The organism is Sphingobium sp. TKS (assembly GCF_001563265.1).
Taxonomy (GTDB): Bacteria; Pseudomonadota; Alphaproteobacteria; order Sphingomonadales; family Sphingomonadaceae; genus Sphingobium.
Map to the genome: position 1 here is coordinate 835,815 of NZ_CP005083.1, position 19,667 is coordinate 855,481.

At 61.6% G+C, this 19,667-nt stretch carries 18 protein-coding genes; 8 read left to right on the top strand and 10 right to left on the bottom strand.

Features of this window, described 5'->3' with window-relative positions:
• The first annotated feature begins 15 nt into the window (after positions 1-15).
• The 8 genes from K426_RS04270 to K426_RS04305 all read left to right on the top strand — a co-directional run bounded on the left by K426_RS04270 (position 16) and on the right by K426_RS04305 (position 9,164).
• Positions 16-1,272: a DUF6079 family protein gene (locus tag K426_RS04270; RefSeq protein ID WP_066554193.1), complete on the top strand. Its 1,257-nt coding sequence runs from the start codon at positions 16-18 to the stop codon at positions 1,270-1,272.
• A 61-nt stretch (positions 1,273-1,333) separates the two neighbouring features.
• Positions 1,334-2,848, top strand: coding sequence for an IS21 family transposase (gene istA, locus K426_RS04275; protein ID WP_066554198.1), 1,515 nt, complete (start codon positions 1,334-1,336; stop codon positions 2,846-2,848).
• Positions 2,835-3,563, top strand: coding sequence for an IS21-like element helper ATPase IstB (gene istB / locus K426_RS04280; RefSeq protein WP_066110604.1), 729 nt, complete (start codon positions 2,835-2,837; stop codon positions 3,561-3,563). Before istA ends, istB begins: the two co-directional genes overlap by 14 nt.
• 210 nt (positions 3,564-3,773) lie before the next feature.
• On the top strand, positions 3,774-4,367 hold the full coding sequence (locus tag K426_RS04285) for a hypothetical protein (RefSeq protein ID WP_197672759.1): 594 nt from the start codon (positions 3,774-3,776) through the stop codon (positions 4,365-4,367).
• Positions 4,364-6,367 (top strand): BREX-3 system phosphatase PglZ, encoded by a 2,004-nt coding sequence (gene pglZ / locus K426_RS04290; protein ID WP_066554204.1) that lies wholly within the window; start codon positions 4,364-4,366, stop codon positions 6,365-6,367. Before K426_RS04285 ends, pglZ begins: the two co-directional genes overlap by 4 nt.
• Positions 6,357-7,073 (top strand): hypothetical protein, encoded by a 717-nt coding sequence (locus K426_RS04295; protein ID WP_197672760.1) that lies wholly within the window; start codon positions 6,357-6,359, stop codon positions 7,071-7,073. The genes pglZ and K426_RS04295 overlap by 11 nt, the downstream gene beginning before the upstream one ends.
• An 11-nt stretch (positions 7,074-7,084) precedes the next feature.
• Positions 7,085-8,881, top strand: a complete 1,797-nt coding sequence (locus tag K426_RS04300; protein ID WP_066554209.1) for a DEAD/DEAH box helicase — start codon at positions 7,085-7,087, stop codon at positions 8,879-8,881.
• Positions 8,882-8,936: 55 nt separating this feature from the next.
• Positions 8,937-9,164, top strand: coding sequence for a hypothetical protein (locus K426_RS04305; protein ID WP_066554211.1), 228 nt, complete (start codon positions 8,937-8,939; stop codon positions 9,162-9,164).
• A 9-nt stretch (positions 9,165-9,173) separates the two neighbouring features.
• On the opposite strand, the gene K426_RS04310 is transcribed toward K426_RS04305, so the two are convergent.
• The 10 genes from K426_RS04310 to K426_RS04355 are packed head-to-tail and all read right to left on the bottom strand — an operon-like array spanning position 9,174 to position 19,638.
• On the bottom strand, positions 9,174-11,876 hold the full coding sequence (locus K426_RS04310) for a conjugal transfer protein TraG N-terminal domain-containing protein (RefSeq protein ID WP_066554213.1): 2,703 nt from the start codon (positions 11,874-11,876) through the stop codon (positions 9,174-9,176).
• 33 nt (positions 11,877-11,909) lie between these two features.
• Positions 11,910-13,346, bottom strand: coding sequence for a conjugal transfer protein TraH (locus tag K426_RS04315; protein ID WP_066554215.1), 1,437 nt, complete (start codon positions 13,344-13,346; stop codon positions 11,910-11,912).
• A gap of 1 nt (position 13,347) precedes the next feature.
• Complete coding sequence (locus K426_RS04320; RefSeq protein ID WP_066554217.1) at positions 13,348-14,199, bottom strand: conjugal transfer protein TraF; 852 nt, start codon at positions 14,197-14,199, stop codon at positions 13,348-13,350.
• Entirely contained in the window at positions 14,180-15,907 is a 1,728-nt protein-coding gene (locus K426_RS04325; protein WP_066554220.1) for a conjugal transfer protein TraN, read from the bottom strand. Before K426_RS04325 ends, K426_RS04320 begins: the two co-directional genes overlap by 20 nt.
• Entirely contained in the window at positions 15,904-16,668 is a 765-nt protein-coding gene (gene trbC, locus K426_RS04330; protein ID WP_066554225.1) for a type-F conjugative transfer system pilin assembly protein TrbC, read from the bottom strand. Before trbC ends, K426_RS04325 begins: the two co-directional genes overlap by 4 nt.
• Positions 16,665-17,693, bottom strand: a complete 1,029-nt coding sequence (traU, locus tag K426_RS04335) for a conjugal transfer pilus assembly protein TraU (protein WP_066554226.1) — start codon at positions 17,691-17,693, stop codon at positions 16,665-16,667. Before traU ends, trbC begins: the two co-directional genes overlap by 4 nt.
• Positions 17,690-18,334 (bottom strand): type-F conjugative transfer system protein TraW, encoded by a 645-nt coding sequence (gene traW / locus K426_RS04340; RefSeq protein WP_082748415.1) that lies wholly within the window; start codon positions 18,332-18,334, stop codon positions 17,690-17,692. The genes traU and traW overlap by 4 nt, the downstream gene beginning before the upstream one ends.
• Positions 18,331-18,855 carry a S26 family signal peptidase gene (locus K426_RS04345; RefSeq protein ID WP_066554231.1) on the bottom strand — a complete coding sequence of 175 codons (525 nt, stop codon included), beginning with the start codon at positions 18,853-18,855 and terminating at the stop codon, positions 18,331-18,333. Before K426_RS04345 ends, traW begins: the two co-directional genes overlap by 4 nt.
• The gene (locus K426_RS04350) at positions 18,842-19,249 is read right to left on the bottom strand and encodes a type-F conjugative transfer system protein TrbI (protein WP_066554234.1); all 408 of its coding nucleotides are present in this window, start codon (positions 19,247-19,249) and stop codon (positions 18,842-18,844) included. The genes K426_RS04345 and K426_RS04350 overlap by 14 nt, the downstream gene beginning before the upstream one ends.
• Positions 19,246-19,638 carry a hypothetical protein gene (locus K426_RS04355; protein WP_066554236.1) on the bottom strand — a complete coding sequence of 131 codons (393 nt, stop codon included), beginning with the start codon at positions 19,636-19,638 and terminating at the stop codon, positions 19,246-19,248. The genes K426_RS04350 and K426_RS04355 overlap by 4 nt, the downstream gene beginning before the upstream one ends.
• Between the last annotated feature and the right edge of the window lie 29 nt (positions 19,639-19,667).

Below are 19,667 nucleotides of genomic sequence, written 5' to 3' on the forward strand. Positions count from 1 at the left end.
AAGGGAATTTCCGAGATGACCATGCAGTATGGCGATCTCATTCAGTTTGAGCCCATCGAGTCGGTTATCCAGCTTCTGGATGCCAATCGTCCTGACGAAGCCAAGAAGCTCGTTTCGACCTACGTCATCTCGGATGACATGGCCGAGCGGATCGCCATGCAGATGATTCCTCAGCTCTCGTTCGACGAGGCTGTCGATCACAAGGGTGTTCTGGTCGTCGGAAACTATGGCACCGGTAAGTCTCACCTGATGTCCGTGCTCTCGCTCGTCGCTGAAGATGCCGACTATGTGTCCATGATCCGCCACCCCAAGGTGGCCGAGGCGGCAAGCGCGATCGCTGGCAAGTTCAAGGTTCACCGGATTGAGATCTCCAGCCAGATGTCGTTGCGCGACATCATCACGCAGCAGCTTGAGGTTTTCCTCGACAAGCAGGGGGTCAGCTTCTCCTTCCCTGCGGCCGATAAGGTCATCAACAACAAGGCTGCTTTCGAGGAGATGATGGCGGCGTTCGCCGAGGTCCATCCCAATCACGGTGTGCTGCTGGTGGTGGACGAGTTCCTCGAGTATCTGCGATCGCGCAAGGATCACGACCTCGTTCTGGATCTTTCCTTCCTTCGCGAGATCGGTGAGGTCGCGAAGCACCTGCGTTTTCGCTTTGTGGCGGGTGTCCAGGAAGCCATCTTCGATAGCAGTCGCTTTCAGCACGTTGCCGACAGTTTGCGGCGCGTGAAGGATCGCTTCACCCAGATCTTGCTGGCCCGGCAGGACGTGAGTTTCGTGGTCGCTGAGCGTCTTCTCAAGAAGACCACAGACCAGCAGGACAAAATCCGCTCGTACCTGACGCCTTTTGCGAAATTCTATGGCTCAATGAATGAGCGCATGGACGAGTATGTTAGGCTCTTCCCGGTCCACCCTGATTACATCGGAACCTTCGAGCGCTTGGTCTTCACCGAGAAGCGTGGTGCTCTTGTGACGCTCCGCGACCAGATCCAGGCCATCCTGAAGGACCAAGTGCCGGATGATCGGCCGGGTTTGATCGGTTATGACAAGTTCTGGGAAACCGTGACATCCAACTCGGTTCTGCGCGCAGACCCGAACATTGGGCCCGTCTTGAAGGTCTCGGAAGTTCTTTCGGAGCGTGTCTCGAAGGCATTTACCAGGCCTACGTACAAGCCGATGGCTTTGCGCATCATCGATGGTTTGTCTGTCCACAGGCTGACCTGTGGACCGGCGTGCAAAAGGGACCCCGTTAGCGGGGTGATCGGCGTCTAAAAGGGACCCCTCATTCTGATGGTGTAGCAGGCTGCCTGGTTTTCCAGGTGGTGAGATCGGGATGTTGGTGGTGGAGACGGTTGTTCGGATACGGCGGGAGCACGCGAGCGGGAAGGCGATCAAGGCGATTGCGCGCGATCTGCGGCTGTCGCGCAAGGTGGTTCGCAAGGCGATCCGGGCGCCGGAAGGCGCGTTCGATTATCGCCGCACGGTTCAACCCCTGCCCCGGCTTGGGCCGTTCCAGGAGCGGCTCGACGTGCTGCTGACGGAGAACGAGGCCCGGCACCGGCGTGACCGGCTGCGCATGACGCGGATCCATGACCTGCTTTGCCGTGAGGGGTTCGAGGGATCCTACGACGCGGTCCGGCGCTACGCCCGGCGCTGGACACAAGCGCGGCGCAAGGATGCGGGTGATGGGGCGCCCGCGTTCATCCCGCTCATGTTCAAGCCAGGCGAGGCCTACCAGTTCGACTGGAGCCACGAGGATGTGGAGATCGCGGGCAAGCCGATGCGGGTGAAGGTGGCGCAGATGCGGTTGTGCGCGTCGCGCGCGGTCTACGTCAGGGCCTATCCGCGCGAGACGCAGGAGATGGTGTTCGACGCCCATGCGCGCGGCTTTGCCTTCTTCGGCGGCGTTCCCCTGCGCGGCATCTACGATAACATGAAGACCGCGGTCACCACCGTGTTCGTCGGCAAGGAGCGGGTGTTCAACCGCCGCTTTCTGGTCATGTCCGATCATTACATGGTCGAGCCCACGGCCTGCTCGCCGGCTGCGGGATGGGAGAAGGGTCAGGTTGAACACCAGGTGCAGACCATCCGGGGCCGCTTCTTCCAGCCTCGCCTGCGCTTTGCCAGCATCGAGGAGCTCAACGGGTGGCTGGAAGCTGAGTGCCTGCGCTGGGCCGCAACGCACGCCCATCCCGAGCAGAAGGAGCTGACCGTCGCCGAGGCGCTGGAGCTCGAGCGGCCAGCCCTGCAGCCGATGCTGGCGCCCTTCGACGGCTTCCACGAGACCACCCATGCCGTGACCGGCACGTGCCTGATCAGCTTCGACCGCAACCGCTACTCGGTCATGGCCAAGGCGGCGCGGCGGGCCGTTCAGGTCCGCGCCTATGCCGACCGCATCGTCGTGCGCCTAGGCGACGAGGTAATCGCCGAGCATGCCCGGCACTTCGGCCGCGACCGGACGATCTATAATCCCTGGCATTACCTGCCAGTGCTGGCGCACAAGCCTGGGGCCTTGCGGAACGGCGCACCCTTCCAGGGGTGGGACCTGCCACCGGCACTGACGCGGTTGCGGCGCAAGCTGGGCGGCGGTGATGACGCCGACCGCCGCTTCGTGCGCGTGCTGGCATCGGTAATGACCGATGGCCTGGAAGCGGTCGAGGCCGCGATCCGGGAGGCGCTTGATAGCGGTGCCGTCAGCGACGAGGTGATCCTCAACATCCTGGCCCGATACCGGGACCCGCCATCCGAGCGCCCCCTGGATGTGGTCGCCGATCTCAAGCTCAGCCACCCGCCGATCGCGGACTGCGCGCGCTACGATACGGTGCGAGGCCTCCATGCAGCGGCATGAGATGATCGAGGCGATGCGCTCACTCGGCCTCAAGGGCATGGCAGGAGCCTTCGACGAGGCGGTCACCACCGGGTTGCAGCGCAAGCGCACGACCCACGAGATCCTGACCGACCTGCTGCGCGCCGAAGCCGCGCATCGTCATGCCGCCTCGATCCGCTACCGCATGACCGCAGCCAAGCTGCCGGTAATCAAGGACCTCGACGCCTTCGCGTTCGAGGGCACCCCGATCAACGAAGAGCTGGTGCGCTCCCTGCACGCAGGTTCGTTCCTACCCGGTCGCCGCAACATCGTGCTCATCGGCGGCACAGGGACCGGCAAGACCCATCTGGCCACTGCGATCACCGCCAGCGTCGTGCGTGCCGGGGCCCGCGGGCGCTACTTCAACACGGTCGATCTCGTCACCAGGCTCGAGGAAGAAGCCCGCATCGGCAAGGCCGGCGCCATCGCCGCGCAGCTCAGCCGGCTTGATCTCGTGGTGCTCGATGAACTGGGCTATCTGCCGTTCGCCCGATCCGGCGGGCAGCTCTTGTTCCACCTGATCAGCAAGCTCTACGAGCAGACCTCGGTCATCATCACCACCAACCTCGCCTTCGGCGAGTGGCCCACCGTGTTCGGCGATCCCAAGATGACCACCGCGCTGCTCGACCGCATCACCCACCATTGCGATATCGTCGAGACAGGCAACGACAGCTGGCGCTTCAAAAACCGCAGCTGACCCAGCCAGAAAACCGCCTTCGCGCTGCTGACGCCTCCGGTCGGGCTACGCCCTCCCTACGCCGCCAGCAGCGCGAAAACCGCGCCCAGCATCAACCACCCAACATCTCAGCAAGGGGGTCCCTTTTGCGCGCCGATAGGGGGTCCCGATTGAACGCCGATTGACAGCTTCGATGCAAGGACGGCCGAAGCGCGACCCGACACCGAATGGGTGACGCTTGAAGATCCGCGCGCTCGGGCGCTGATAAGCGAGTTGCCACGATGCGTTTCTGGTCAACCGCTGCCCATCGTCCGTATCGCGGGTATTCCGGATAGCGTGCGGGGAGTGTGGTCGCTTTGGGAGATCAACCTGTCTGCCGATGATTTCAGTCGGCGGCGGTTCCTTTCCGTCTTCGTGAATGATGAAGGACGAACGTTCCTGCCCACCGCCAAGCGGATTTGGGACCTCCTCTTGACGGAACATCTCGAAAGCGCCGGAACTGCTGTGGCTAGTGATGCAAGCGAACTTTTTGAAGCGTCGAGAAATGCTGCTCTCACTCAGGGCGAGCGGATCTTTGTCGAGCTAACGGAGGAACATCGCGTTCGCATCCAGGAAGAGCGTGAACGTGCCAAATATGCCTATGAGGCGCGGCATCAAGCTATCGGTCGGGTCGGACTGCAGACAGTCCGGGATTACCGCCGCAAGCGCCTGCGTGTCGACCATGATGCGCGCATGGCGCAGCTGGATGCAGCCGAAGCATATTCGCCTGATTTAAACGCCGTTCTGATGTTGCGTGTCGGTGCGCCTGGATCGGTCATGCCATGAGTGCTTGGACCGACCGTATCCTGCAGGAGTTCCCCCCAGATCTCTCGCGTTTCTGGGTCGCCTGCGACCCAGATGTCGTGCTGTTGGATGAGCACGTTCTCCAATCCTTGCGTGACCGCGGGTTTGAACTCGTCTCATTCGATGATCCGATCGTCTTCAGGGCATACTATGAAGAGACCTATCGGGCCGCATGGGACCAAGGGCGAGATCCTCCAAGCCCGGCGCTAATCCTACATCTCTCGTCCAATGAGAGCGACATCCTGCCTTGGGACTACATCCGGCAAGCGCGGATCGTCCGGCTCGGTTTGGCTGATCTCTTCGACAAGCTCAGTAGTTCAGTGCTGCGCCAGATCGACCCAAATTATTACGACAAGCTGTTTGATGCTCAGAAAGCCTATGCGTCTCAGACCTTAGGGGATGCAGCGACGAGCGACTTCATTCTGACGCATGTCTTCAAGATCGTCCCGGTACTGATCGACGATGAGGTGACTTTCTGGCGTGAGGTATTCCGATTGCACCTTCGAGGCTGGAGCTTGCCACCCGTTCTAGCCGACAGGATGGCTGCGATCCTGCAATCACGGCAGACGCTTTCCCATCTGCCAATCAAGGAATTGGTTGAAGACAGAGCATTCGCGTTGAAAGCGGCTCAATCGGCCTGGCTGACCTACCTGCAATCATTCGGCGTAGCGTCAGTAGCCTCTGGAAACCAAGAGAACGGCTCCAATTCCAGCTTGGCGATTCCGTTCGATCATCCTGACATTCGCATGGTGGTAGACTCCCTGTTCTTGGATGGATGCCTTGAGCCGGTTGCGGGCGATGCCGTTTCGGGGCACGCGCCTGCGTGGGTCCAGGTCGGCATCAAGAAGGACGTCCAAGGCCAGGCTCAGTTTATTGCTGAAAGCGCTACTGCGCTTGCAGAAGACCTGCCCGCAGAGGATGCCCACCATCGTGAATGGCTTTCGTTTGCGCAGCGTCTGGGCGAACTCCTGTGCAAGTTTTTCGAGCTTCCTGGATCGCTCGGGGACGATGTTTCACCTCAAATTGAGAGGCTTCAGCAATCAGCCGACGATCGTTTCCGTGGCTGGCTCATTCGGCACTTCGCGGACTTGCCTTCGCTCCCCGCGTCAAAAGCGCCTGTCATGCTCCATCACGTACCGCGGCATCTCAGTCATCGCCGCAGCGGCAGCGGCGCGCGCCAGGCATTGCTCCTATTCGACGGACTGGCGATCGATCAGTGGTGCAAAATCCGTGGGCGCCTGGCGGAGAACTTGTCATCCATCGAGATTGACGAAGGGGCATGTTTTGCCTGGTTGCCGAGTTTAACCTCGGTCTCACGTCAAACGGTGTTTTCGGGGCTCAGGCCACGAGAGTTCGCAGGAACGATAGAAAACACATCCGCAGAGCCGACATTGTGGGCCAAGTTCTGGCAAGATGCCGGACTTCGCAAGAGTGAGATCGTCTACCTCAAGGGCGTGAAGCGGCGCGAGGACCTGTCGCGGATTGCTGATGCGGTTAGCAGCTCCAACATCAAAATCGCTGGAATCGTTGTCGATATGGTCGATGAGATCGTCCACGGTGCAACTCTGGGTAAGCGAGGCATCGCCAGTCAGATTGACGATTGGTGTGATACCGGGTTCGTGGAGCAGCTGATGACGCTGCTGCTCGATCGAGGCTTCGAGATTTTCCTCACATCGGATCACGGAAACGTCGATGCGACAGGGGTTGGCCGGCTGAGCCAAGGGGTTCTGTCCGAAATAAAGGGCGAGCGGGTCAGGGTCTATCGGAGCGCCGATCTGGCATCCTCGGTACCCGCCGAACTTGATACCTTCAGGTTTGACCTACCGGGACTCCCCGTCGATTTTCTACCTGTTTATCCAAAGGGGAGAGGTGCCTTCACAGGGGTGGGGGATCGCGTGGTCGCTCATGGCGGAATGTCCGTTGAAGAGCTCATCGTCCCCTTCGTCCGCATTACGCCAAAGAGTTCGAGCAATGATAAGTGACACCTCGCCCCAAATCGGTTTTGACAGGTATATCCAGTTGGATTGGGCTCGCACCGCGCTACGTGTTCGGTCCGGCTTTGAAACTTTAGAAGAGCTGCGAGACCTGATCGACGCAAGCCATACAGGCATCGCGGCTAAGAAAAAGACACGCACTGTGTTGAACCGGCTTTGGTTAGAACCGAGGTCGGAACTCGTAGCGCTATCTGATCGCGCTGTGGCAATCTACAAGTCTGACCCAAGCGCATCGGTGGCGGCACTGACTTGGGGGATGGCCATCGCCACATATCCGTTCTTCGGAGCTGTTTCGGAGATCGTTGGAAGACTGCTGCGCTTACAGGGCGAATGCTCTTCAGCCGAAGTGCATCGGCGCATGGCGGAAGTTTATGGTGAGCGCGAGGGAACGCGCCGCATGACCAACATGGTGCTCCAATCTCAGGCTGACTGGGGTGCGATCGACCGGATGAGCCAAGGGAAGATCATCACGGCAAGGCACAAGCCCATCACTCTGACGCCAGAGCTGGAGCTATGGCTGGTAGAGGCTGCTCTAAGGCATGCTGGCCGAGGAATGTCCATCAACACGGTGGCGACAAGTCCTGCGCTGTTCCCGTTCAGTTTCAGCGATCGACTGGCCTATAACCTCAGCCAAGATGAAAGGTTCGCTATCCGAGTAGACAGCGCCAGCAATCGCATTGTCGCATTGATGTAAGGTTTTGTTCGATGGCGATTACTCGTGCTGCAATCCAAGGTGCATTGGAAGCGGAACGAAGCTTCGTTCAGAAGGGTGGCAGGGTCGAAGTTGCGTCTTCGGATTTGGACGACGGTTACCTTGTTTTGGGCGTACGGTCGGTCAAAGGGCAGCGCCGAGTTGTCGTCGATGAGGCCTTGGAAGGTGTCAGGGCCAAGTGGGGCGACAAGCTTGAAGCTGGAGGCATAATCAAGCTTGTCGATAGCGATAACGACAGGATCGTGATTCAGGTCGCAGCAGGCGGGATGCCCGAGATCGGAAGTCAGATCTGGCTTTTTCCGGGCGATTTCCTTGGACCGCTGATCGATATGTGGGCCGGTGAAATGGGCGCGCTGGCAGCCAAAAGACTGCGCCAGACGAAAGAAGACACAGCACCGCTCCAGCCAATTCTTCCGCTTGGAGATCGCTTCTCAGACCTCCGTCAAAGGCAAGTGGAAGCCGTCCAGAACTCGGCATATCGGTGCTCAATCACAATCGGTCCGCCGGGAACTGGCAAGACCTATACGATTGGCGCGTTGGGCGCCTACCTGCTCAAGAGATTTCCGAAATCTCGCATTCTCCTGCTGGGGCCAACGAATGTCGCCGTGGACACGGCACTCCTTTCCATAGACGATTGGCTCGGGCGTATCGACAAGCCAGCCATCGCGAAAACTGCCAAACGGGTAGGCGCCTATTTTGACCCACGGAAGTTTGTAAATCGTCCACACCTGCTCGCACCAGGTGTTGCCGAAAAGAGTACGGAATTCCTGCTCCTTGAGGCATCCGAACCTCCGAAGAGCAAAGTCGGTGAGCACATCAGATGGAAGGATAAATTGAGCGCGCTCCGCAAGGAGCTGGGCGCGGATATCTCGGCCGTCGCGTCCGAAGCCAGACTTGTGGCGACAACCGTTTCCTCGGCGATCACTTGGCACGAAACCCTACACGCCGCAGGACCTTGGCATTTTGTGATCTGCGACGAGGCGAGCCAGGTAATTGGACCGGCCGCCCTTATGGTTCCGGCAATGGGGCAGCAGACCATATTTGCTGGTGATCCATGTCAGCTGTCGCCGATCGTTCAAAGCGCTGGGGCGGGCGAAAAGGCCCTTCTCGGGAAAACGGCATTCGATCTGTTCGCGCATACGCCAACGACCATGCTGAATGAACAATCTCGAATGGCAGTTGGAATTTGCCAGGCGGTAAGCACGACATTCTATAACGGCGAGCTCAAGGTCTGTCGGAAAGCGATGGCTGATCCGGATTGGAAGAAGCAGCGCAGTCCCTTTTTTGTGGATGGGCGCGAGATCCCGAGGGTTTGCTTCGATCAGGTCTCCGAACCAGCAACGTATTCGCAAAGCTACGGTGGCTTTATCCGCTTTCAGTCGGCTAAGCTCATCGAAACCATTATCGATAATCTGGCTGGCTCTTATGTCGATGCGGAGGACATCATGGTTCTGACGCCTTTTCGAGCTCAGCGTACGCTGATCCGTAATTTTCTTAGACGAAGGCATCCCGAAATCTCAGTCAGTACTGTCCACCGAGCACAAGGAAGCGAGCGGACCCTCGTGATCTTTGATCCGGTCGATGGAACATCGAATTTTTTGCTAGGCCGAGATGGCGAAAGGCTCATCAATGTGGCGGTTTCTCGTGCGAAAGCACACGTAATCGTGCCCTTCGTTCGCGACGATCTCAGCAATCCTGCTTTAGGACTGTTACACAAGATCGCGAGCAGATCCTTCCAGACGGCTGGCAAATTTGCCCGTCCCTTCACGTTCTCGTCACTTGCAAATTAACCGTCGATCTTGTTATGTTCTCATCCAAGCTCTTCCAACATTGGAATGCAAGGCCATGGAAAATCGCAAGCCTGAAAAGTCGACTCTCGATGGAGTTGATGCTGCATCGCCTTGGTCGGGGCTTGCGGAAGTGAGCGAAGCTATCCGTGACAATCGCCTAATGGAGTACAGGATCAAGAAGTCGTGGGCCGACCCTTGGGGGCGCAAGCTGACGATAATCGGCCTTATCGTCATTGGCGCAGTTTTCGCGTTTCTGGCTGGAGCGTCCTTCGGCCTGTGGTGACCGTTGCAGTCACCACTCCTTCACATCATCTGCTGCTTCTGCACTGGCACCTTGGGCTCCCTTGGTGATCGCGTCCAGACGTCCCCTAGAGCCGGTAATCTTCTGGCGACCGGCCGCCTGAGCCCTTTGCACCTCTTCATGGAGACCGTCGGCGTCCACACGTGGTACCGAACCGGAACCTCCGCTGCCGGTTTGTGCTCGACTGCGCACCGATCCTGCGCCAGAGACTGCCGGACGGGATACGGACTGTCCGGGGACGAGTATGAGGCGATCGTCGATCCCGTCGCGAAGCTGCTCGGCATAACTTTCAACGAACTTTGCCTGCAATGCCTGGCCTTCCGGACTGAGCTGGAAGGTGACGTCGTCGAACCGCGCAGTGCCATAGAAATCGCGGTTGCTCTCGATCTCGGCTAGGCCCCATTCTCGGTAGGCCTGCGACAGATTGAGGCTGCCTGCGGCGCTGTTTCCTTCGAAGAAAGACGCCTGGCTCTCGAGGCGATTGGCGAGCTCTTCAGCTCGGCGAGCCTCAATAGTGAAGCTCTGCGCCTCTGTCAGAGAAGCATTCATGCCGCTCGCAGTGCTCGAGATCGACGAGCTTGATGAGGTACTGACCGAGCGAATGAAACCATCGCGGGTACTCGACCAATTTCGGCTGTCAGACATCTGGGACAGGCTGCCAAAGATCCGAGAACGGTCTTCGGATGCGATACCGATGTCGCTGTCGGTCCAGGTGCGTGTCCCGCCCCCTTTCGCTCCTACGCTTCCCGAGAGCACGCCATTTGAAATGCCCGCTTTGGCGCCGGCCTCGCCACCCAGGAACCAGGCGGTAGAGATGTCATCGGCGGCCCTGCGCGACAGCCCGAATTGCCGCTGCAGACTGGTCGATGCCTGGTCGACCTCGCTGAAAGCGGTCTGGATGCTGTCGGAGTTCGAGGTGCCGGTCGCACTCTCGAAGGATGCCCCCCGGCTGAACTGGTCTCTGAGCTCGCGGAACTTCGTGACAGCGCTGGCCGTCGATTCCGTGGCGACATTGGCATAGGTCTCGCTGTTGGCGCGGGCCTGCGATGCCATCGTTGAGAGGCGCGCCGTGAATTCCTGGCCCAGCGTCGGCGTGAAGGGATAGCTGGAGGTCGGGATCTGGTCGTAGCTGCCGTCCGGAAAGCTCGTGGTCATTGCCCCGGTGTCGCTGAAGGTCCGCGTCTGCGGCGCGCCGTACGTGAAGCTCGGTGCGATCGTGCCTTGTGCGAACTGGCGGGTGAGGACGCTCGAGTTTTCGAAGCTGGTATTGCCGAGTGAGACATTGCCGGTACTCGCCTCCCGGGCCGCTTCCTCGGCCGCGTTCTGGCTCGGGTTGAGGTAGCTCGTGGCGTTGTGGGAAATCGCCATGGCGCCCTTGGCCACACCCCCTGCCAGGAACGGCACCGATGCGATGAGATAGCCTGCCAGCAGACCGATATCGCTGTTGACGTCGGCCATGCCGGTAAAGCTCGCCAGGCTGAGGCCGTTGCTGCCCGTGACCGCGCTCATGTCAGCCGCGCCCTTGTACATCAGCATCATGTGGAGGATCACGAACAGCGGTCCCCAGGCCGCGAGATAGAAGAAGCCTGTCACATAGCCCTTGAGTGCGACAGGTCCCGTCTTGGGGAGAAGGAAGAGCGGGAAAAGCACCGGGAAAAGGGCGTAGAACAGCACGGTCAGCACGACGTTCAGGAGCGGGACCCACTTCATCGCGTTGCTCGCAATCGAGCCATAGGTCCGCTCGGTCTGAATGTCGGCGCGGGTCTGGGCGTAGACGTCGACATTGCCCGCGCCGCTGGTGCCGGACATCGAATGCATGGCCTGGCTCATCGCGTTGATGGTCAGCGTCTGCTTGAAGATTTCGGTAGCGTTGGCCGACACGCCGGTGAGGTACTGATAGGCCACCGGCAGGTCGGCAAAGAGCTTCGCCTTGGCGAGCGCGGCTGTCTGGTTGGGGTAAAGCTGACGGCCAAACACCGATCCCATCGCATCGACGAGGCCAACCCACTGCGCATTGAGCGTGTCATAGGCCTCGCGGCAGGTCACTATGTTCGAACTCACCTTGCCTGAAGTGGCATCCCGGGTCAGGAACCGCTGCGCGCGCGCCTGACTGCCCGGCGCGATCGTCGCCCAGATGTCGCCGGTTTCCGCGAGCTCCTTCATCGAGTAGCGGCCGAGCAGGACGTCGTAGAACACGCATTGCCGGAAATGCTCGTCGAGATTGGCAGCAAACTCCGGATCGGAAATCCGCAAGGACCGGGTCGCATCGTAGAGCCGCGCGCCGTAGATCATCCCGTTTTTCGAATAGTTGAGATCCCCAGGCAGGCCGAACACCACTTCTGCCGAGCCCGTCAGATAGTCGCCGACCTGGCTGGTAAAGCTCGCCATCAAGGCCAAGCCCAGCGGCACGTTGCTGACATTGGCCGGGGCAAGGCTCGGATTGAGCCGGTCGGTCACATGGACATCGAGCCGCGGCACCATGAGGCAGGAGTAGATGAGCGTTGCGCCTAGGAACCAGTTTATCCAGGCGCGCCAGTCCTGATTGAACGCGAGGGTGATGGCAGACAGGCCAAGCCCCATTACCATCACCACCTGGAGCAGGCTCTTGTAGCCCCCGTTGCCGGTCCAGGCGGCGACCGCCTGGAAGACGTTGACCAGATAGTCCCCGCCGCCGACCGTGAAAATCTCGACCATGTCTGTTGTCCCGCCTGGATGTGGTTGGTCCGGTCAGTGGGTGAGGGCGCGGTTCTGGACGCCGCGCGACCAGTCCAGCGATGCGGCCATTCCGGGCGACATCGAGGCGGCCAGCACGTTCTCGATGAAGGCCGTCTTCTCGATGATCTGCAGCACCGCATTGACCTTGAGGTGCGTGTTGGCCTGCCGGTCAGCGAGAGCCTGACGCACGACATTGACCTGATTCTGCCACATCGCGATCTTGGCTTCGTCGGCCCCGATGAAACTCGACATCGAGCGGCCCGCCTCGCTCACGATCCGGTCGAGCACGGCAAACAACAGGTCGACACTGGCGATCTCGGCCAGGGTCTCCCGGTCGTCGGTCGGCATGCCCCGGCCATAGGCCGCCTGGACGGTCAGGATCTTGTAGAGCGGGATAGACGCGACTTGCAGCAGTTCCTTTTGCTCTTCGCTGATCGCGGTGTCGTCCCGGATGGCCTGAACCATACCGCCGATGAGCGCAGCCACGCGCGGCCGCAGTGCTTTCGATGCCGGCAGGCTCAGCGACTTGAAGCCCGGGTTGAGGCACTTTTCCGGCTCGTCGCAGTCGAAGATGAGGACGTTGCCATTCGAGGTGCCATCCAGCAGCGAAGTCACGAGGGTGGACGATGCCTCACCAACGATCGGCACGAACTTGCCCGGCTCGTCGTCCTTGGGGGGCACGTAGATGATTGTGCCCAGCAGCGTCATGGCATATTCGGCGAGCTCCTCGTCGAAGCGGCCGCCAGGCGAGAAGAACGCCGACTGCTTGAGGATCGTCCAGGTGTAGTTTCGCGGCACCCCGGGATTGACGTCGTCATACTTGCCCGAGCCTTGCGCGGTCGTGCTCGATCGCTGCCCCTTGGTGCCGCACCCATGCTTGGCCGCGGCATAGTCGGTGAAGATCCCTTCGGAGTTGCCGATCGCTTCGCAGATCGCCTTGTCGGCAAGGTCGCCCTTCGGCCAAATCCCGCCCACCAGACCCTGCGCCATTTCGCAGGAGTTGATGTTGAGGTTGTTCATGAGCTGAGCCTTCTGGCTGAACTCCTGCATGATCTTCGAGCATTCCGGGCAGACCGTGTCGATCGCCAGGCTGAAGGCAAAACCGACGGCATTGTTCGCGACTGCCTTCAGCATCGCGACGATCTCGCTCGCGTTGATGAAGCTGAAGGACCCGGCAAAGATGTCGATGCCGCCGCAACCGGCGCGGGCGCGCGGCAGCTGTAGATTGGCGATGTTGGTGGTCTTCTGCGGGAACCGCGTCCAGACATTGCCGAGGCTGTAGTAGCCGGCAGATTGCCCCTGGAACGCGGTCGGTCCGTTGACGTTGGCAGCGCCCCCGACGTCGTTCAGAAACGAGTCCATCGAACTGCCGACGTCGGCCGATGCGCCAGACAGCGGGAGGGCGAAGGGGAGGGCGGCTGCCAGAAGCGCAGCGACGGCTCTTTTCATCCTAGTAGTCACGTCCAGCTTCCTTCGATGTGAGGAGGTAAATCCGGTCCTGAAGCTCGTCGGCGCTCATGACGCCGTAGCCGATCGGAATGGGGCGGCCGGTCCGCGCGTCCCAGAGCACGACCGCTGGCGTGATCTTGGGCTCGAGCCCCATGCGGCTGCGCTGGTTGGTCTCGACCGTGTAGTTCGGGAAATGCCGCGACGGGCCGCCATCGGTCGAAATCGCGCGCACCGCGATATGCCAGGTCGAGGCAACGCTCTGCACGATCGGCGACATGACTTCGCAAGCGCCGCAGCTCTGGGCGAAGAAGTAGAAGAGCCCGTAACGCTCGGAAAGCTGGGCCATCGCGGCGTTGCGTTCCGCGCTGCGCGAATCCTGCCACTGGCGCTTGCCAAGCGTCGAGACCGGGCGCTGCAGCGTGTAGTCGAGCTCGGGATCCTGCCAGATCGCCCGCTGCCAGACGTCGCTGAAGAGCGACGCGCGGTCGAGCTGGGCGCGCTGGAAGCGGATATAGGCCGTTACATTCGCTGGCGTCGGCTCGAGGATCGCCTTGGCCTTCAGTTCGCGCAAGGTCGCCGTGATCGCATCAAGTTGGCTGGTCGCGCTGGCCGCAGGCGCTGGCGAGGGTGAATTCTGGTCCGGCGTCTTGGGCCGCTCGCAGTAGAACCAGTATCCGAGCCGCCGCTCCTCGCAATAGAAGCTATCCTGGCGCTCGGCCGATTGTGCGCTGGGAGGCGCATCGGTCCGGCTTGCGACCGGCTGGGCGGTCGCCGGAGAAAGCTGGCAAACGGAATTGGCAATCGCGCAGGCGGCGAGCAGCCGCCACGCAGCCTTACTGGCGGGCGCGGGCATAGTAGTCCTCGATTTTCTGTTGGATGTCCTGGGTGGCCTGCAGCTCGTCAGGCAGGCGGGCGGCGTCGGTAAACTCGGCGTAGACCTCGCTGAAGTCCATTTTTGAGAGGTCGAGCCGGGCAAACTCGTCGATGGTGAAGCCCTGGCATTGCTCGGTCTTCGGCTTGCCCCAGGGCTTGTTTAGCTGCTGGCGGCCTTGCTCCTGCAGGATCCGCGAGAGCTTGGACTCAAAGCAGCAATAGACCTTGCGCTTGGTCAGGCACACGCCAAGGAACGAGGACGAGCAATAAGTGCCGACGTAGGCGCACAGACCCTGCGCATCCTTCTGGTGCAGCAGCATCTCCTCGCGGCTGCAGCCCAGCGCCACGAGCAGCTGGATGCCCGGGATAAGCGGGAAGCCCTTGCCCTTGCAGCAGTTGAGCACGCCGAAGACCTTGGACGAGCAGCTTTCCCGGGTCCCCTTGAACAGAGTGAGGTTGTCCGGATCGAATTCGCGGCGCGCCTGGTTCATCGCGTTCAAGGCGACGGCCGCGTCCTTGAACTCGTCGTTGGCCTCGCGCTGGATGGTCTCGCATGAGCCATCGATGCAGTAGACATCGCCGTCGCAGATGAACTGGCCGGTGTTCGCAGGCTGGTCTGGAACCGGGCAATCATAGACCCGCTCCCAGGTGCGGCAGGGCTCCCCCGCGAGGCAGTCTTCGCGCACCAGCTTGCAGCCCGGAGTGGCTTCAAGTGTCTGGCAGTCCTGTGCCTCTGTGAACTGCGCACAGCTGTAACTGCGGCTCCACGCCCAGCACGGCTGCGTCACGGCGATGCCATCGACGATGCGGGTCACCGGATCGCTGTCCGTGCACGTCTCGGTGTCCTGCTGGCACGAGGTATCAGCTGCGAGACCAGCACACTGGCTTTCATCGCGCGCCGTTGTGACGACGTTCTCGCCTGTCACCGTGTAGGGCGTCGCGCCATCGACCGGCGCCGTGCAACTCACGAGATCGACCCTCAGATCGCCCGAGTTACAGCCCCAGTAGATCCCGAAATAAGGATCGCACAGGTTGATCGGATAGGACTGCGTGACCGTGCATTGCGGCGCGGGGTAGCGGTTGCAATTGTAGACCGAAGCCGGATCGACCCCGCTGCCGCCGACGCAATAGTAGCCGTAGACTTGCCGCTGTTCGACACGCGCGGTCAACGTCACGGGGCAGGTTCGCGTTTCCTGTGTCGCCGTATAGCCGACATTGCAGGTCGCCATGTAGCGCGCCGCGGTTCCGCTGGCCGGCGGCAAGGGCACGCAGCGTCCCTGCGAGCCGCCGATGGCCATTCCGCTCGTATAGGCGAGCGGGTCATCGCTGATCACATTGCTGCGCGCGATCGTTGCATCGAGATCCTGCGGCGCAAATCGGGCGCGCCGGTCCATCGAATCCCGCATGGCCTTGTAGCCGGTGTTGGTCGTCGCCTGGCTCGCCGCTTCGCGTCTCATCCGGTCAGGATCGTCGAAGTAACCCGACTGGCTCGGCGTGCCGCCGAAATTGGGAATGCGGCTTGCATCGGGGTTCGTCGTTGCCGCGCCTTGCGCCGAGGCTGTCTTGTCCCGCCCGAAAGCCTTGCCATCGGCCTTGGCAGCATCGGTTGTGGTTTGGGCGTAGAGCGGGCCGGCGAGGGCGAGCAGAAGCGCGCCCACGCCAGCGAGAGAGAGGACTGGTCGTTTCATGGAACCTGCCTTTCAAGACGGGCGAGGTGCTGGGCCGCGAGCAAGGCGCCCGGCCCGCCACCGCGCGCGAAGGTCTCGAGCGCGTAAGCTGCGCTGACATTGCCGCTCATCCGGTCGTGCGGCGGCACCCGCGTCTGGCAGTCGAACCCGTCGCACAGATCGAAGTCGCTGCTGGTGACGACGTAGGTGGGCACCGCCTCGATCCCGAAGGCGCGGAACAGCCGCGGGTCAATGCCGACGCCGTCCAGCTGCTCGCCGGGCTTGGCAACTTTGGCCAATGCCGCCGTGAGAGCCTTGGCGCTGTTGCCGGGCAGGCCGCGCAAGGCAACAACACCGCCAGCCTTGGTCACGTCATCGATCATCGCACGCAGCGCTGCCGGCGGCATCGATAGCGAAGCAAAGGCGATGAACCTCGGCGCCTCGCCCATGCCTTCGCTGGTCATGGCGCCTGCATCGGCCACCATTCGGTCAAAATCGAATGTGCTGGCCTCACCAGGCTTCGTGTTTGCGGCGGCCTCACGCATGTAGCGGCGAGCGTGCGCCTCGGCCTCGTCGGAGCTGGTCCTCGCCTCCCGCGCCAGGGCTTCGGCTCTGGCGCGGGCATTGGCAGACAGCGCGTCGGCATCGGGGGCACCAGCACTGGCCCGCGCCCGGATAGCGGCCAGATCGAGGTCCGGTTCGGCCGTCTGCGCCGAGGCGCCAGCCAAAGCAGCAAGGCTGGAAAGCGATGCGACGACAAGAAGATGAGGAAGTTTGTTCATAGCGCACAGCAATTCCGCTTGCGCCAGACCAGGTAGCCCATGTCCTCGCCAATGGCGGGATAGACCTGGCCTGCCGACATGAAGGTGGTGGAGGCACCGAGGGCTGCGCAGGCATAGCGGCCCTTGGTCTGCGGATTGGGATTGGTGGCCTGGAAGCGGTACTGCTGCTTGCGCATCACCGGCATCAGGTACTTGCCGCAAAGCCCTTTGCTGCCCATCGTCCCCCAAGCGACGAGTTCGCGGTGGAGCTTGTAGGAGAAGCGGGCGAGCGCGAGCCGCGATGCCTGCACATGGCCGATCGTTGCCGAAACATTGCCGTTGAGCGGATACATCGTGCCCTGGCAGCCCGCGCACCAGAACAGCTCATCGGTCGGCTGCTTGGCCGTTGCCGCCACGCAGTCCGCTGCACATGCGGCAAGCGCCAAGGGATTGGCGAAGAGGACCGCCTCGGGATTGATGATCGCGGTGAGCTCGCTGTCCTGCCACAGCGGGTCAATCTCGGTGATGTAGAGGATGTCGATCGAGCCGGACTCGAGGCACAGGAAATCGGCGACGATCTCCATCCAGTAGATCAGCGGATAGGCATACCAGTGGACATGCCACTGCGAGTTGTACTGGGTGTTGCCGCCAACCGCCGATGGTCCCGCCATCGACTTGAAGCCGATGTCGAATCCCGGATCGAGCTTCATCCCGCCGAGATTGACGAAGCACCATGGCTTCATGCTGACGTCGGCAAGCCGGACCGGCTCCCAGAACCCCATGGCGATGCCGGGCCGCAGCCCGCACAGGCAGACGGGGGAGTCGGGATTGTCGGTGTCGGGCCGCCCTGACGGCCAGATCTTCAGGCCGCCGACCGAGATCGGGAACAGGCACGACCAGCAGATGTCGGTGATCGGGTTGACGAACTTGCCCGTGCAGCGCCCGGGGCCGGCCGCAGCCTGGGCAGGAGCACTGGACACGACGCTCAGGCTGGTGAGCAGAAGCGCTCCGCAAAGCCATGACAGAAAGCGTTTTTTCTTGCTCATGACGGCGCACGCTCCTTGAGAGGGGGCTGTTCGGTGATGATGAGCGCGCGGCCCTGCTGCTCGACGGTTGCGGGCACCGCGCGAATGCCGAAGTGTTTCACCAGCGTGCCGCCCTGATCGAAGTAGAAGCGCCGCTGACGGGCCTTCATGAGTTCGAGCGGCGCACCGGCTACGAGGATGAGCTTCGCCTTGGTGCTGGCATAGCGACGGGTGGCCCAGGCGAGCTGTGCCGGGTCGTCCCCATCGAGAAAGACGAGCGGAGCCCGGAGCGGCACGGTATCGAGCGGATTGACCCGCGTGCCTGCGGCAATGATGAGCCGGCCCTTGTCGTCGGCAACATCGCGCGGGACGGTGATCGTCGGATCGAAGCGCCAGCTGCGCAGCGCAGAGGCGAGGGTGACGCCAGCGACAGGCTCTGGCCGGTTGACCCGGGCGATTGTCCGCCGCTTCAGCTCTTCGTTGAGACGGGCCGTTTCGCCGGTCTTCTCAAGCTGGGTGAGCCTGGCATGGATCTGCTGAAGCAGGTCCGGTTCGATGACCGGCCATACCGCGCCGTGCTGGCCGTAATCGCGAGCCATTGCCTGTGGTGCGATGGCCAGCGCCAGCGCAGTGGTGCAAACCGGCAGAGTCAGGAGCCTCACAGGATTGGCCTCCCGACTCCGAGTATGCGCGGTCCACAGATCCAACCGATCGCGGCATAGCGACTGTCGAAGCCATCCTTGTGTTCGCTGGTGACGAAGTAGCAGCCTTTCGGCACGCGCCCCGTAGGTCCAAGCGCCAGCGGTTCGCCGAGGCGGCTCTCAAGCTTGGCCTTGGCCACGGCCTCACCGTTGACGAAGTAGATGCGGTTTTGCTCGGTGATGATGTCGCCCGGAACACCGCTCACCCGCTTGCCGAACGGCTTGGGCTTCGCCCCGAAATGCTTGACTAACAAAGGCGAGGTAGGTGGGTCGAACAGGATGATGTCCCCGCGATGTACGGGTGCCCCCCGCGTGACCCAGATGGCCCAGTAGGGCAGGCTGGGGCTCACATTGATCATAAGCGCATGGCCCTGCGCGAAGGCGGCAAGCGAGGAGAGCGCCAGTGCCCCGGCGCCGAGCCCGCCCCAAAGCACGAGCCGGCGCGCCGATGCTGAGCGGATCAAGAGATCAGCGGGCTGCATCGGGAAGGGCTCCCATGCGGCGCACGACGTCGGCACGCACAGACCCGGTCAGGTCCGGCGTGCTCCCGGCGACCACTGCTTCGGCAACCAGAACTGTCCGGCCTTCGCGTCCGAGCTTCTGTACCGAGGCTTCCACGGCCTTGAGGTAGGCCTGGACGCGCAGTCTGGTTTCTTCAGGCGGCCGACCGGCACGTGCTTCGGCTTCGATGAAGTCGCCCATGATCCGGCTCAGCTGGACCGTGACGACCTCACGCTTCTCCAGGGTGAGCAGCTTGTCGGTCGCCCAGACACCCCACAGCACCTGACCAACCATGCCGACGCCGACAGCGATAGCGGTGAGATTGATCGATGCTAGCCGTACGCGCAGGCTCGATGTTGCCAGAATGTTCTTCACAGCTTTTCTCCGGAGAGTTCGCGGTCGAGATCACGGATGAAGCGCGGCATGCGTGCCATCACGATTAGCGTCGCGAGAGCGACAGCAACGAACTTGAATTCCCCGAGGAACGTCACGCGCCGCTCGAGATCGGCCCCCAGGAAGCGGTCAGCGAGATTGGCGACATGGGCGAAGAAGGCATCGGGATTGCCGCCTGACAAAAGCAGGAAGAAGAGCAGCGGCAGGCCCAGCGCCATCAGATAGGACGAGCCCAGAAACAGGCTGCCGCGAAGCACAATGTAGCAGCCATCGGCCATGCGCGAGCGCCAGTTGGGCACTCGATGGCTGGCGGGCTGTTCGACTTCGGACGGGGCGGTCCGGTCGAAAGGGGTGACGAGATGGAGAGGCATGGAAATAGGGATCCTTTGGTGAAGAGGTG

Coding starts and splice junctions, on each gene's coding strand:
- K426_RS04270 (WP_066554193.1), top strand. CDS start 16: ATGACCATGCAGTATGGCGATCTCATTCAGTTTGAGCCCATCGAGTCG.
- istA (WP_066554198.1), top strand. CDS start 1,334: ATGTTGGTGGTGGAGACGGTTGTTCGGATACGGCGGGAGCACGCGAGC.
- istB (WP_066110604.1), top strand. CDS start 2,835: ATGCAGCGGCATGAGATGATCGAGGCGATGCGCTCACTCGGCCTCAAG.
- pglZ (WP_066554204.1), top strand. CDS start 4,364: ATGAGTGCTTGGACCGACCGTATCCTGCAGGAGTTCCCCCCAGATCTC.
- K426_RS04295 (WP_197672760.1), top strand. CDS start 6,357: ATGATAAGTGACACCTCGCCCCAAATCGGTTTTGACAGGTATATCCAG.
- K426_RS04300 (WP_066554209.1), top strand. CDS start 7,085: ATGGCGATTACTCGTGCTGCAATCCAAGGTGCATTGGAAGCGGAACGA.
- K426_RS04305 (WP_066554211.1), top strand. CDS start 8,937: ATGGAAAATCGCAAGCCTGAAAAGTCGACTCTCGATGGAGTTGATGCT.
- K426_RS04310 (WP_066554213.1), bottom strand. CDS start 11,876: ATGGTCGAGATTTTCACGGTCGGCGGCGGGGACTATCTGGTCAACGTC.
- K426_RS04315 (WP_066554215.1), bottom strand. CDS start 13,346: ATGAAAAGAGCCGTCGCTGCGCTTCTGGCAGCCGCCCTCCCCTTCGCC.
- K426_RS04320 (WP_066554217.1), bottom strand. CDS start 14,199: ATGCCCGCGCCCGCCAGTAAGGCTGCGTGGCGGCTGCTCGCCGCCTGC.
- K426_RS04325 (WP_066554220.1), bottom strand. CDS start 15,907: ATGAAACGACCAGTCCTCTCTCTCGCTGGCGTGGGCGCGCTTCTGCTC.
- trbC (WP_066554225.1), bottom strand. CDS start 16,668: ATGAACAAACTTCCTCATCTTCTTGTCGTCGCATCGCTTTCCAGCCTT.
- traU (WP_066554226.1), bottom strand. CDS start 17,693: ATGAGCAAGAAAAAACGCTTTCTGTCATGGCTTTGCGGAGCGCTTCTG.
- K426_RS04345 (WP_066554231.1), bottom strand. CDS start 18,855: ATGCAGCCCGCTGATCTCTTGATCCGCTCAGCATCGGCGCGCCGGCTC.
- K426_RS04355 (WP_066554236.1), bottom strand. CDS start 19,638: ATGCCTCTCCATCTCGTCACCCCTTTCGACCGGACCGCCCCGTCCGAA.